Annotated in this window: 8 protein-coding genes and 1 pseudogene; 3 read left to right on the top strand and 6 right to left on the bottom strand. The window is 73.6% G+C overall.

Annotated features, from left to right (window positions below; genetic code table 11):
- Positions 1-42 precede the first annotated feature (42 nt).
- The 4 genes from DDJ31_RS05790 to DDJ31_RS05775 form a co-directional block, all read right to left on the bottom strand.
- Complete coding sequence (locus DDJ31_RS05790; protein WP_127181365.1) at positions 43-2,700, bottom strand: DUF7824 domain-containing protein; 2,658 nt, start codon at positions 2,698-2,700, stop codon at positions 43-45.
- On the bottom strand, positions 2,697-4,235 hold the full coding sequence (locus DDJ31_RS05785) for an SWIM zinc finger family protein (protein ID WP_240678264.1): 1,539 nt from the start codon (positions 4,233-4,235) through the stop codon (positions 2,697-2,699). The genes DDJ31_RS05790 and DDJ31_RS05785 overlap by 4 nt, the downstream gene beginning before the upstream one ends.
- A gap of 141 nt (positions 4,236-4,376) precedes the next feature.
- Positions 4,377-5,960, bottom strand: a complete 1,584-nt coding sequence (locus tag DDJ31_RS05780; protein ID WP_127181366.1) for an alkaline phosphatase D family protein — start codon at positions 5,958-5,960, stop codon at positions 4,377-4,379.
- 272 nt (positions 5,961-6,232) lie between these two features.
- Entirely contained in the window at positions 6,233-7,720 is a 1,488-nt protein-coding gene (locus DDJ31_RS05775) for a PLP-dependent aminotransferase family protein (protein WP_127181367.1), read from the bottom strand.
- On the opposite strand from DDJ31_RS05775, the pseudogene DDJ31_RS05770 reads away from it, so the two are divergent.
- Positions 7,711-8,556: pseudogene (locus tag DDJ31_RS05770) on the top strand (EamA family transporter); the annotation flags it as partial. The gene DDJ31_RS05775 and the pseudogene DDJ31_RS05770 overlap by 10 nt on opposite strands.
- 93 nt (positions 8,557-8,649) lie before the next feature.
- On the opposite strand, the gene DDJ31_RS05765 reads toward DDJ31_RS05770, so the two are convergent.
- On the bottom strand, positions 8,650-9,480 hold the full coding sequence (locus tag DDJ31_RS05765; protein WP_127181368.1) for an alpha/beta fold hydrolase: 831 nt from the start codon (positions 9,478-9,480) through the stop codon (positions 8,650-8,652).
- Between the two features lie 528 nt (positions 9,481-10,008).
- Between DDJ31_RS05765 and DDJ31_RS05760 the strand changes: the two genes are divergently transcribed.
- A complete protein-coding gene (locus tag DDJ31_RS05760) occupies positions 10,009-10,770 on the top strand; it encodes a GntR family transcriptional regulator (RefSeq protein WP_127181369.1) in 762 nt (253 codons plus the stop codon).
- 106 nt (positions 10,771-10,876) lie between these two features.
- Here DDJ31_RS05760 and DDJ31_RS05755 read toward each other — a convergent pair whose 3' ends face one another.
- Complete coding sequence (locus tag DDJ31_RS05755) at positions 10,877-12,034, bottom strand: ROK family transcriptional regulator (RefSeq protein WP_127181370.1); 1,158 nt, start codon at positions 12,032-12,034, stop codon at positions 10,877-10,879.
- A 515-nt stretch (positions 12,035-12,549) separates the two neighbouring features.
- Between DDJ31_RS05755 and DDJ31_RS05750 the strand changes: the two genes are divergently transcribed.
- On the top strand, positions 12,550-13,407 hold the full coding sequence (locus DDJ31_RS05750; RefSeq protein WP_240678265.1) for a hypothetical protein: 858 nt from the start codon (positions 12,550-12,552) through the stop codon (positions 13,405-13,407).
- The last annotated feature ends 4 nt before the right edge of the window (positions 13,408-13,411 follow it).

The following is a 13,411-nucleotide window of genomic DNA, read 5'->3' as shown; positions in this document are numbered from 1 at the left end:
GTGACCGATGGGTAAAGCGTGTCTATGCCCCCTTTGTCGGTTTCATTGCGGCGATGTTGCGGGCGTCGCGAGGGTGTCACGGAGCCGGCGGGCCTGCGTCACCAGCATCGAGGTGCCGCGTCGCTCCGCCGCCCGGTCCAGGTGCGGCAGTGCGCCCCGCGCCCCGCACCGCTCCGCGCACTCCGCCGCCACCCCCACCAGGTCCCCGAGCCCGTGTGCCGGGGTCCCGCCGAACGAGAGGTCCGCCAGCAGCGGCGGAAGCGCGTGTTCGAGCACCTCCCAGACGGTGCGGTAGGCGCCCGTGGCCGCCGCCGTGCGGAGCGACTCCGCCAGCCGCGTCGGCTTCAGCGCGCCGGTCCGTATCAGCAGCCGGATCTCCGTGCCCAGCCGCTCGGCGGAGAGCCCGCCGCCTGCCGCGAGCGTCAGCAGCGCGTCCACCGTCGCGAGCCGGTCCTCGGGGTGCCGGGCGGAGAGCCCGTACGCCAGGCACAGGTGCAGCGCCTCGCCCGCCGCACCGCCTGTCTCTGCCAGTTGCGGCAGGACGCCGGCGGTCCCCCGGGCGCCGTCCACGGCGAGGTGGGACATCTCCGGCAGCAGCCAGCCTGCCGTCAGCTCGCGCCGCTCCGGCAGGATCGCCAGCCACTGCCGCTGGAGCGCGTGGTCGTGGCGGTAGCACTGCCAGCCCTTGAAGCCCCGCACCGGCTCGCCCAACGGCCGGTACGCGTCAGGGAAGCCGTCCTGAAGATCGGGGACCTCGTTCAGCTCGACGAGCAGCCGGCCGCCGTGGGTCCTGCGGCTGGACGTGGGCTGCGGTACCTCGGCGGTGAGCCAGGCCGCCAGCCGTGCCCCTTCAGCGGTGCCCAGTGCGGCGGCGCGTCCGGCGGCGGCAGCTGCGGCCACCGGGTCCGCGCGCCGCACCCGCAGCAGCGCCTGCGCGAAGTCGGTCTCCGCGACCCGCGCGCCCGATCGCCGGTAGGCGTCCAGGCGGTCGACCAGTTCGTCCGGCTCCAGCAGGCCCGTGCTCCAGGTCGGTGTGGACAGCAGGAACGGCAGCGGTTCGGTCCGTATCCGGTACGCCACCTCCCACAGCCGTGCCTCGAACGCCGCGGCGGGAGCGGCGTGTGCGCAGCCGCTCGGGGAGACGCCCGTGCGGACCACCGCCAGCAGCTTCCCGGTGCGGATCTTGCCGCGCACCGTGGCGAGCAGGATCTCCAGTCCGCTCGACGCGGTGAACACCCCGCTGCCGTTGGTGATGAACCGGCTCTCCGCGGAACGGGCGCCCTGGGCCTCGTCCTTGTCCCACCAGCAACGCGCGAACACCGGTTCGAGCGCCGCCGAGAGGCCCTTCTGGTCCTGGTGCGCCCACCGCACCAGTCCGTCGAGCGCCCGCTCGAACTCCGCGACGGACGGCGGCGACGCCAGCGCCGCGCTGACCTCCTCGGCGGCCTCGGGAGCGGTGGCGGGCGGCGGAGCGAGCCGTGTCGGCTCGGGGAACGGCGGCAGGTACTCCTGGTAGTCCTCCTCCTCGGGGGCCGCGGGCGAGGTGCCCAGGAGGTCGGCCGCGCGGGTGCGCAGACCCGTATGCAACTGCTCAGCCGCCAGTAGCAGTTCGGCCCGCGTCCCGGGGTCCGACGCCTTCTTCAGATGGCGTTCGGCGAGCTTCAGGGACCGCTCCTGGATGTCAGGGTCCTGGTGCCCGAAGCCCTGGGCGACGGCGGGCAGCAGCGTGTCCGCCGAGGCCGCGTCCCGTGCGAGCACCTTGCCGAGCAGCACCAACTGGGCGCGCACCAGCTTCTTCTCGGTGCGGAACAGCACCGCGCCCGACATCTCCGCCAGCTGCCGTGGCGTCAACTCGCCCGCGAGGGCCAGTTCGCCGAGCACGGTCTGGGCGTGCGCGGCCACCGGGGACGGCGCGTCGGAGGCGAGCCCCTGCCAGTCCGCGACCCGCTCACTCCGCTCCTCCCGCGTGAGGTCGAGGGTCGTGAGGAGGCGCAGGAACGCCCGGCTGTCGGAGCTGGTGCCGCCGCGCAGCAGCCGGGAGACGCACGCGTCGACGATCATCTTGCGGTCGAGCGGTCCGTCGACGGTGAGCCGGGCCAGTGCGCCGGCCCAGGTGCCCGGACCCTGACCGGCACCCCACTCGAGACGGCCGCCGATGTCGTTCGTCTCGAACAACGCGCTCACCATCGGCTCCAGATGCGGGTCGGCGCGCAGCCGGTCCTCCAGCGTGCACCCGCGCTGCCGGTTGTCCTCCATGTCGCCCACCCACCCCCGCACATAGGCGTCGGTCGTCGGCGCGGGGCAGCCCGCCAGCCTGACCAGCCCGGACATCAGCGGGTAGGAGACTCCGGTCGACTCCGGACGCTGGGCGAGCCGGTGGGCGAGATCGGCCAGCCAGTCGGCGGGACGGCCGCCCAGCAGCCGCAGCAGCAGCGCCGGGGACGGGGTGGGCCAGCGCATGTCGCTCGCGGCGATCCAGGCCGCGACCGCCGAGGCACCCGTCTGGCAGACGATCCCGGCCAGGTACAGCGTGGGATAGGCCCTGCGGGCCGGCGCGTCCCACGGGGCCGCCCGCAGCTCCTTGCGCAGCTCCTTCAACTCCGGTAGGTGGGAGCGCCGTTCGGCGTCCGTCATCGCTTCGAGCAGACTCACCGTCCGGCCCTTGTGCCCAGCCCGCACCGCGTCCATCAGCTCGCTCATCGCATGTCCCCGTCGATCCGTGCCGTGTTCAGGTCCGCCCCGGTGGGTGGGCCGCTCCGCTCCACCTGGTCCGCGGGCCGGGCCACCGCGCCCCGGCGCACCATCCGCACCGCCAGCGCGTGCTTGCACGGTCCGCGTCCGCCCCGGTACTTCGCCCACCAGAGGCAGCTGCAGCTGAGCACCCCCGCGTCGTCCCGCACCCGGTGCGCGTGGCCGTCCTCCGCGGTGACCGTCCCGAGGGTGCCGTCGAGCCGTACCGCGCCCGCCGCGACCAGCGCCCGCGCCGACCGCAGCCGCGGGTTGTGGCGCTCCACGCGCTCGGCGTCGTAGGGCAGTTCGCGGTGGAAGTAGGCGGCCTCCGCCGTGTCGTACCCGACGCGCCCCGAGGTGCCGAGGCGGACCAGGGCGGCCCTGACCCGCTCGGCCGGCAGGCCCGAGGACGCGGCGAGGTCGGCGACATCGATCCGGGGCTCCCAGGCCAGGAGCATCGACACCAGGTCCGTGTCGTCGGCGGCCTCGGTGGACTCGGCGTCCTCGCCGCTGCCGCTGCCGCTGCCGCTGCCGCTGCCGCCGCCGTCGCGATCCGCCGGGGCCGCCCTGTGCTCGCCGGTGGCCAGCGCGTCGAGGACGCCGCCCTCACCGGAGAAGCCGCGCGAGGCGTCGGGCGACAGGGTGAGGGTGAGCCGCATCCCGGGCAGCACGGCCTCCCAGGCACCCGCCGTGGCCGCGCCGCCTGCGGTGACCGCGGGACCGTAGACCCGCAGGGCCGTCGCGTGCCGCAGCACCCGCTGGAGCGCGATCAGCCGCTCAGGGCCCGGCAGGCACACCGCGCCCGGCACCGGGCGGGTGGTCGGCCGCAGCACCCGGCCCGCGGGCACCACCCAGCGCGGCCCGGCCGAGGAGCCACGGCCCCCGGAGCGCGGCAGCGAGCGCAGGAACCGCACGGCCTCGGCGGCGGGCAGCTCCGCGCGCAGGTCGAAGTCAGCGGCGACCACCTGGGCCTCCGCGAAACCGCGCAGCCAGCGGTCCGGAAGCGGCACCTTCTTCTCCACCACCGGGCCGTCCAGCGTGGTCACCGCCATCTCCTCGGGCCCCACCCGCAGATGCAGCGGGTCGTCCGCGCCGATCCGCGACAGCGCCTCACGCAGCGGGTTGTTCACGTCGACGTTCGTCGTGCCGCGGCCCACCTCGCCGCCGTCGAGACCGCCCGTCAGTACGTCAAGACGCGCGTACACCCCGCCGCAGCCGGAGAAGGACTCGAACCGCAGCCGGTCGCCGTTGCCGGTGACCACCGGGTCGAGCGAGGCGCGCAACTGGGGCTGGTAGTAGCGGGCCGCCGCCACGTCGGCGACCGCGAGCAGCCCAGCCGCCGCGATCTGAGGGGACGTCAGGAAGCCGCTGAAGAAGCGGGGATGGTCCGCGGCACCCGAAGGTGTCGCGCCCCGTGAGGTCTCAAGCCCCAGGCGCTGTCCACCCACGGCGGATTCCAGCACGGAGGGTCGGCGGTAGGCCACGGCCTGCAAGGATCGCGTCATGGAAAAACCGTAGAGGCCACCACTGACAATCCGCTCTGACCTGCGAAGACGCCCTGCATGGGCGGGAGTTCCCGGGGGCACGCCCCGGCCGCGCACCGGGGGATGACGCCGATGCGCGGCACAGCACCCAGGGTACGGGAGTCACTGACCGACGCGGCCCGGCTGGAGCACCTTCGTGAACAGCACCGTCCCGTCGTACTCGCGCAGACGGACCGTCAACTCCCCGCTGTCGCCGTCGATGTCGACCTCGCCGAAGAACTGGTACCCCTCGGCGGGCGACACGTTCGCGACGGTCGGAGCCTTCACGAAGACCCGGTCGGGGCCGAAGGTGCCGTCCAGGTCGCTGGCCGGGAACGCGCCGGCGTTCAGCGGCCCGGAGACGAACTCCCAGAACGGCGCGAAGTCCTTGAACGCGGCCCGCGACGGGTCGTAGTGCTGGGCGGAGGTGTGGTGCACGTCGGCGGTCAGCCACACCGTGCCGGTGATCCGCCGGTGCTTGATGTACCGCAGCAGCTCCGCGATCTGCAGCTCGCGGCCGAGCGGCACGCCCGGGTCGCCCTGCGCGACGGCCTCGAAGTTGGCCTTGCCCTCGACGCCGTCGGGCACCACGAGACCCAGCGGCATGTCCGCGGCGATGACCTTCCACACCGCCCGCGACCTGGACAGCTCCCGCTTCAGCCACTCCAACTGCGCGCGTCCGAGGATGCCCTGCGGGTCCTTCGCCTGGTCGTTCGCCGAGTTGGCGTTGCGGTGGGTGCGCATGTCGAGCACGAACACGTCGAGCAGCGGGCCGTGGTGGACGACCCGGTGGATGCGGCCGTCCGGACGGCCGCTCACGCCGGTGATCGGGAAGTACTCCGAGAAGGCGCGCCGGGCGCGGACGGCCAGGTCGTCGACTCTCGTCCCCGCCGGGTACGGGGTGCCGGTGCCGATGACCTCGCCCGGGTACCAGTTGTTGCGGACCTCGTGGTCGTCCCACTGGATGATGCTCGGGACCTGCGCGTTGAAGCGGCGCAGCGGGCCGTCCAGCAGGTTGTAGCGGAAGTTGCCCCTGAAGTCGTCCAGGGTGACCGCGACGTGCGACTTCTCCTCGGTGGTGACGCTGCGGTACACACCGCCGTCGGGGAGCGCGGCGGTCGCCTGGATCGGCCCGTCCGCGTAGATGTTGTCGCCGCTGCACAGGAAGAAGTCGGGGTCGACCTTCGCCATGGCGTCGTAGATCCGGTAGCCGCCGATCGCCTCGTTGATGCCCCAGCCCTGCCCGGCCAGGTCGCCCGACCAGACGAACCGGACGCCGCTCCGGCGTTTCGCGGACGCCGTGCGGAACGTGCCCGTCACCGGCTCGCCGGTGCGCCGCGGGTCGTGCGGGTCGGCCAGCAGCACCCGGTAGTGGATCTGCTCGCCCGCGGGCAGTCCGCGCAGCCTGGTGGTGCCGGTGAAGTCGGAGTCCGCGCCCAGCAGCGGGCCGTGCAGGCGGCGCGGGTTGCGGAACGACTCCGTCGCGGACGTCTCGACGATCATCCGGGCCGGACGGTCGGAACGCACCCACACCAGACCCGAGTCGGTGGTCACGTCTCCCGCCTGCACGCCCCAGGCCGCCTTCGGCCGCCCGGACAGGGCGAACGCCGGTGCCGAGGCGAGGGCGGTGGGCAGGGCGAGGGCGGCCGACGCGGCGAGGGAGCCGCGCAGCACGCCGCGACGGCCGGGGAACGGACGGTGTGACATGGATGTGCCTCCAGGACGGGGTCCGGCGGATGTGCGATTCCCACACCTACGCGTGCGTCGCAGCGCCCACGGAAACCACAGGTGAACAACCGGCCGACGCGGCAGGGGAACCGGCACGCGCGTGAGGCCGCCCCGAGGGCCGTCCCACGCCTGCCCGCACCGCCGGGAACGGGCACGCGCGCGTGGCCGCCGACTGCTGCCCGCGCCGCCGCGAACGGCCTGCCGGCTGGCCCGTCGTCCATCGTCCATCGCCCGCGGCCCGCTCCCGCCCGTCAGCCGTCCACCGCCTCGGCCATCAGCCGGACGCCCTCCAGGACCCGCGTCGGCGGCAGGTGCGCGTACCCCAGCACCAGCCGCACACCGCCACCCCCGGCAGATACCCGTTCCCGCGTCCTTTCCCGTCCGGCACGCGCGTGCGTGTACTCCGTCAGCGACCGCACCGCCACGCCCGCCTCCGCCACGCGCGCGAGGAAGCGCTCCTCGGGCCCGTACCGCTCGGGGAGGGTGACGATGACGTGCAGTCCCGCCGCGATCCCGGACAGCTCGGCGCCCGGGAAGTACCTGGTCAGGGCGGCGGTCAGGGCGTCCCGCCGGTCCCGGTACGCGCGCTGGCAGCGCCGCAGCTGGCGGTCGTAGTCGCCGCGCTCCAGGAACCGCGCGAACAGGGCCTGGTCGAGGGTGGGATGACCGAGGTCAAGGGTCCGCTTCCGCTCGACGACGGTCTCCGCGAGCGCGGGCGGCACCAGCAGCCAGCCGAGGCGCAGACCCGGCGCGAGGGACTTGCTGACCGACCCGGTGTAGGCCACCCGGTCGGGATCGAGCCCGTGCAGCGCCCCCACCGGCGCCCTGTCGTAGCGGAAGTCGCCGTCGTAGTCGTCCTCGACGACGAAGCCGTCCACCGCGCGCGCCCAGTCGAGGAGTTCGGCGCGGCGGCGGGCCGAGTACGCGATGCCGGTGGGGAACTGGTGCGACGGGGTCGTCACCACCGCCCGCACCCCCGAGGCCCGCAGCGGACCGATCGACAGCCCCTCTTCGTCCAGCGGCAGCGGCACCGTGCGCACGCCCGTGGCCGCGTACAGCGCGTCGTGCTGGGGGCTGCCGGGGTCCTCGACACCGACGGCGGGCCACCCGCGCGCGTGCAGCGCGAAACCGAGCACCGTCATCGCCTGGGCCACCCCGGAGACGACCACGATCCGTTCCGGGTCGGCGACCACGCCCCGCCGTCTGGTCAGCAACTCGGCCAGCGCTGCGCGCAGCCGGGGCAGCCCGCGCGGGTCGGGGTAGCCGAGGTCCTGGTGGGGCAGCTCGGCGAGCACGGCGCGTCCCGCGGCGGCCCACCGCGCGCGCGGGAACAGCGCCAGGTCGGGGGAGCCCGGCACGAAGTCCACCACCGCGCCCGGCGGCCTGGGCGCGAGGTCACGCGCGCGTGCCGACGCGGCCCGCACGGCACCGGCCACCCAGGTGCCCGCGCCCCGGCCGCTGCGCAGATAGCCCTCAGCCGTCAGCTGCTCGTACGCCTCGGTGACGAGCCCCCGCGACACGCCGAGGTCGGCGGCCAGCTCCCGGCTGGACGGCAGCCGGGTCCCGGGCCCGAGCCGCCCCGAGCGCACGGCTTCCCGCAGGGCGGCCCGCAGCGAACGTCCACGCGCGCGGGCCGGCGCGGCGGCGGCGGGCAGCAGCACCTCCCACGCGGGGGAGGCCGCGTCGGCCCGCGTGCCGGCGGCCGGCGCGGCGCCCTGATTGGTCCCCGATGACGTCATGGAAGTGGACCTTAAACCGGACCGCCCCGCTGCCTAACGTCGCCGTCATGAACGTCACCACCACCCGCGGCTCCCTGCTCGCCGGGCTCGCCTGCGTGCTCGTCGGCGGGTCCTTCACCGCCAACAGCGTGCTCGGCGCGTACCCCTACGCCGGCGGCCAGTTCGTCCGCTACGGCCTCGCCTGCCTGCTGCTCGTCCCGCTGGCCCACCGGGGCGCAGGGGCCGCCCTGCGCGCGCTCACGCCCCGGCAGTGGGGCCGGCTGGCGCTGCTCGCGGCCGTCGGCATGGTCGGCTTCAACCTGGCGGTGATCGCCGCCGAACGCACCGCCGAACCGGCGGTCCCCGGCGTCCTCGTCGGGTGCGCGCCGGTCGTCGTGGCGGTACTGGTGCCGCTGCTCGACGGACGCGGCCCCCGGCGGGCCGTCCTGTACGGCGCGCTGCTGGTGGCGGCGGGCGCCCTCACCACGCAGGGGTGGGGCCGCACCGACGGCGCGGGCGTCGCCTTCTCGGTCTGCGCGCTGGCCGGCGAGGTCGGCTTCGCGGTCCTCGCCGTGCCGGTGCTGCGGCCCCTCGGCCCCCGGCTGCTGTCGGCCACCGTGTGCGGGATCGCCGCCGTCGAGTCGGCGGCGGCCGGACTGCTGATCGACGGCAGCGCCTGGCTGCGGCGGCCCGACGCGGGCGAGACGGCGGCGCTGCTCTGGCAGGCCGTCGTCGTCACCGTCGTCGGATTCGTCTGCTGGTACTCGGGCATGCGGCGCATCGGTGTCGAGCGCGCGACGCTGTTCTCCGGGCTCATCCCGGTGGCCGCCGCGGCGACCGCCCCGCTCGTCGGAACGGGCTCCTACGGGGTGGCGCAGGCCGTCGGCAGCGCGCTCGTCGGCGCCGGGGTCGCGGTCGGTTCGGGGCTCTCGGTCCGGGGGCGGGGCCGGTCAGCGGCTGCCGTCGAGGATGACGCGCGCGACCAGCGCGGGGTCGTCGTTCATCGGGCAGTGCCCGCAGCCGGGGAGCCGTACCAGGCGGGCACGGGGGATGATCCGCTTGGCGCGCACCCCCTGACGGCGCGGCAGGAGCACGTCCCGGGTGCCCCAGGCGATGGTGACGGGCAGTCCGGGGACGTCGTCGGTGAACCGCACGGAACCGCCCGCCCTGAGGGTGTCGTCGAAGCCGGTGGCGCCCGCGAGGGCGAGCGTCTCGGCGACCACGGCCTCGGGTGAACGCCGGCCGGGGCGGGCGTAGACGGTACTGGTGAGCGCAGTGCGGCCGGCCGCCGTCCGGGACAGCCGCTCGACCAGCGGCAGCGGCAGCCGGCGGGCGATGTGCCGCATGGTGAGCAGGACCCCGAAGGCGTAGCGGCGTTCCGACGCGGACCAGAACCCGGCGGGGGAGAAGGCGGTGACGGACCGTACGCGTTTCTCGCGGCCGAGCTCCAGGGCGATCAGACCGCCGAGCGAGTTGCCGACGGCGTGCGGCCGGTCCAGCTCCAGCGCCTCGCACAGCGCGCCGACGACGCCGGTCGTCGCGGCCAGGTCGTGTCCCAGGCCGTCCGGCAGGGCGGGGGAGGCGCCGAAGCCCGGCAGGTCCACGCTGATCACCTCGCGCTCGGTGGCGAGGATGTCCACCACCGGGTCCCAGGCCTGCCGGTGGTGGCCGATGCCGTGCAGCAGGAGCAGCGGCTCACCGCGCCCCACGCGCGCGTAGGAGACGGTCACGGGGCGCGGGCCGCGCGGGGTGGGGACATCGAACGTGACGGTCGCGGACATACGGCTGCTCCTCGTCCGGGGTGCGTTGGGCTGATGGGTCCGGGGTGTACTGGGCGGAGGTCCGGGGGCGCTGAGCCGAAGGACCTTGAGTAGACAGTTTGTCAGCAATTACTACCGGCGGGTAGCCCTCTGCCGTCCGCACCCTGCGCCCGCCGTCCGCACCCTGCCCCCGCTGTTCCGCCCTCTGCCGTCCGCACCTTGCTCCTCCGCCGTCCGCCCTCTGCCGTCCGCACCCCGCCCACCTGCCTGTCCGCACCCCGTTCACCCCGACCCGCCCCTGCGCGTGACCCCGAGCGTGACCCCGAGCCCCCGTTCCGCGACGGGGGCTTTGCCGCGATGTCACGAATCCCGTCCCGCGCGAACGCCCTGTGAACGCTGTGCGGCGCCGTTCGTATGGGTTGTCCCAGGGATCGAGGATTGGTCTTGACCAAGGGTTTGGGCCGCCTTATGGTCGCAGATAAGTGCAACAACCTTTAATAAACAAGGGCGCTTAAACGCCGCCGGACCACAGCGATCGCGGAGGACAGGGTGGGGACCACGCAGCTGGAAGCGGTACCGGAACCGAAGTACTGGCATCTCAGGACCGTGCTGACCGAGGCACTCGACTCCGAGTTCGCCGTGGGCGAGATCCTGCCCAACGAACGTGATCTGGCGGCCCGGTTCGGCGTCGCGCGCGCCACCCTCAGGCAGGCGCTCGAACAGCTCGAACTGGAAGGCAGGCTCCAGCGCAGGCGCGGGGTCGGGACGACGGTGGCGCCGCCGCGGGTGGGCGTGGCGGTCGGCACCGAGCAGCACGCCTGGCCGGGTGCGGCGGGCGATGTCTGGCAGGCCGCCGACTGCGTCCTCGCGGTCCCGCCCGCGACCGTCGCCGCCGCGCTGGAGACCGGCGTCGACACCCCCGTCCTGACGGTCCGCAGGTCCCGTGTCTCGCACGGCCAGCCCGTCGCCGCGGAGCTGCTCTACGTGCCCGAGGCGTCGGTGCCCGACCTGTCCGGCATCGACGCGCCCTCCGGCGCGGCACGCGCGCGTGCGGTGCTGCGCGCGTTGCAGCGGCTGGAGCTGGAGAGCCGGGACAGCGCCGTCGAGCTGGGCTCGGCGCGGGCCGACGACGCGAAGGAACTGGACCGGCTGCCGGGGGCGCCCGTCCTCGTCGTCACCACCCGCTTCCTCGCCGACGGCCGCACGGCCGCGCTCTCCGTCGCCACCTACCGCGCCGACACCTGCCGGCTGACCTTCGGGGACGCGGGGGGCGTGGAGATCCACCAGGACCCGGAGCGCGCGGCCTCCTGAGCGACCGCACGGAGCACGGCAGCAACTGCCGCACGGAGCAAGGTGGTTACCGCCGCACGGCCGGCGCCTCGGAGTGATTCGGAGTGATTCCGGGGCGCCTTCGTCGTCAACGGCGCGCGGTCACCGTGCTCTCGACGGCGAACAGCTCCTCCTCCACGTGGTCGAGGGCGAGCCGCAGGGCGCCGGTCGTCACGGCCGCCTCGCCGAGCAGAGACAGCGTCACCTTCGGCGGGCGCAGACAGTAACGGGCCAACTCGCGGCGCAGCGGCTCCAGTACGCCGTCGAGCCCGGCCGCCCAGCCGCCGATCACGACCAGTTCGGGATCGAGGGCGAGCGCCAGCGCGGCCACGTCGTGCACCAGCCGCTGGATGAAGCGCTCCACCGCCGCCCGCGCCTCCTCGTCGCCCTCGCGGGCCTGCGCGAAGACCGCCGCGACGGCCCGTTCGTCCAGGGGGTGCAGAGGCTCGCTCGTGGTGGACAGCAGCGTCTCGGGCGTCACCCCCCGGCCCAGCAGATGCAGCGCGCCGATCTCCCCGGCCGCCCCGCCGTAGCCCCGGTGCAGCCGCCCGCCGATCAGCGACCCCGCCCCGGGGCTCAGCCCGGCCAGCACGAACACCACGTCGTCGGAGTCGGTGGCCGACCCCTTCCAGTGCTCGGCGACGGCCGCCGCGTTGGCGTCGTTCTCGACCAGCACCGGGCACTTGAAGGACCGGCCGAGCCGCTCGCCCAGCGGCAGCCCGGTCCACTGGGGCAGCGCGGTCCCCAGCCGTACCGTGCCGTCGGCCTCGACGATCCCCGGTGTCGCGACCCCCACCGCGCGCAGCGAGCCCCGTGCCACCCCGGCCCGGCGCAGCAGTTCGGCGACCGTGGTGCGCAGCCGTTCGAGGCGCTCGTCGGCCGGCGCGGTCTCGTCGACGTCCTTGGCCTGCGAGCCGAGCACCCGGCCGTCCAGGTCGGCGAGGAGCGCGGCGACGCGGTGCGGGCCGATCTCCAGGCCCAGCAGATGCCCCGCCTCGGCGCGGAACCTGAAGCGCCGGGCCGGCCGCCCCTGCCGCCGCGCGGCCCCTTCCTCCGCTGCCGTCTCCACGACGAGCCCGGCCTCGATCAGCCCCTCGACGACACCCTCGACCGTCGGCCTCGACAGCCCCGTCAGCCGGGTGATCTCGGTGAGCGTGGCGCAGTCCGCGGCACGCAGAGCGTGCAGCACCACCGCGGAATTGATCCTTCGCAGCAGCGAGGGATCCCCGCCGGTCAGCCGCCCCAACGTCCCGTCCTCCCAGCTCGTGCGCGTGTGGGGCGGATCGTACTCGGCGCGGCGCACCCCGGCGAGTGCCGGGGCGAACCCATGACTTCTGGGACCCTCCGTACCGGCCCGCCGTACCCTCGTCCCCACCCGCCGTCAGCCCGGCGTCGACGTGACGAACCCCGACCCGTGCGCGCCGATCACCGCCTGGGTGCGGTCTTGCTGGTCACGGAGCGCCCCGTCAAGCCTCCGCGCGCAGCCGCCCGTACTCCTCCGCCATCGTCACCAAAATTTGGATCAGGCCCGTCAACGTACACCTTGATAGGTCGTGGTACTGAGGTTAGACAGTTCATTAGGGCGCGCGAACGACAGTGGGTGTTGGGTGCGGTTGCCGTCAGCGCTGCCGTCAAAGACACCAGGGGCGAGGAGACAGGACTTGCAGCGTAGTTCGCAACGACCAACCCGTCGCCGGCTACGCCCACTAGATCCGTCTGATCCAGCGACGCAGGACGGCCAGGCGTGAGGTAATAGTCGCCGTGGATCACAACTCGCTGCGGAAGCTCGTGGAAGGCCAGCTCCTTCGCCTTGAGGGCAACACCTTCCAGGACTGCATGGATCGGCTCGGCCTGGAGCTCTACCCCGGCGACTACCAACCGGTGCGAGCAGCCGGGCCGAAGGGTGACACCAAGAACGACGGATACTGCCCGAAGGCTCGGGTGTTCTTCGCAGCGCACGCGACGCGCGGCGAGCGGATCGACAAGACCAAGGCGAAGATCCGCGGTGACTTGGAGGGATGCCTCCAGGAGCACCGAGACGTGCAGGTGTGGCGCTTCCTCACTAACGACACCGTGCCCGGCGAGGTCGACCAGTTCATCGACAACGAGCTTCGCCCCTTGTACCCCGGCGTCACAATCGAGGTCTGGGGACTCAAGAAGCTGGCCGACGAGATCAGCAAGCTCAAGAAGGAGCAGGTCGACAGGATCATCGACGTCATCACGGTGGACGAGCCAGAGTTTGAAGTCGTACTGCTCGACCACATGAAGACAGGGCGTGATCTCTGGCCGATCCTCTCCGGCTGCTTTGGATGGCTGCCGCATGAGGAACCAGACGACTGTACCGACGAAGAGCAGGACCTCATTGACAGCGCGATCCAAAGCTTCCAGGACTGGAGCGACATCTCAGGAGACATCGAGTTCTCTCGGTCCTCGGTGCGAGACGCACAGCGAAGCATCACCTCCATCCTGGAGGAGCTTGCAGAGAAGAAACTCGCCCTCTTCGCCGCAACTGCGGACGATTATCCTCTTACTGGCGGACCATCACCCTTCCTGGGAACCGTCGCCATATTCAGGATTACCCGCGTCTCCGGGAAGCAGCCGGAACCCACCGACGCCTGAAGCG

The sequence above is a fragment of the Streptomyces griseoviridis genome (assembly GCF_005222485.1).
In the GTDB taxonomy this organism is placed as follows: Bacteria; Actinomycetota; Actinomycetes; order Streptomycetales; family Streptomycetaceae; genus Streptomyces; species Streptomyces hintoniae.
This window is presented reverse-complemented; position numbering and strand designations above follow the sequence as displayed.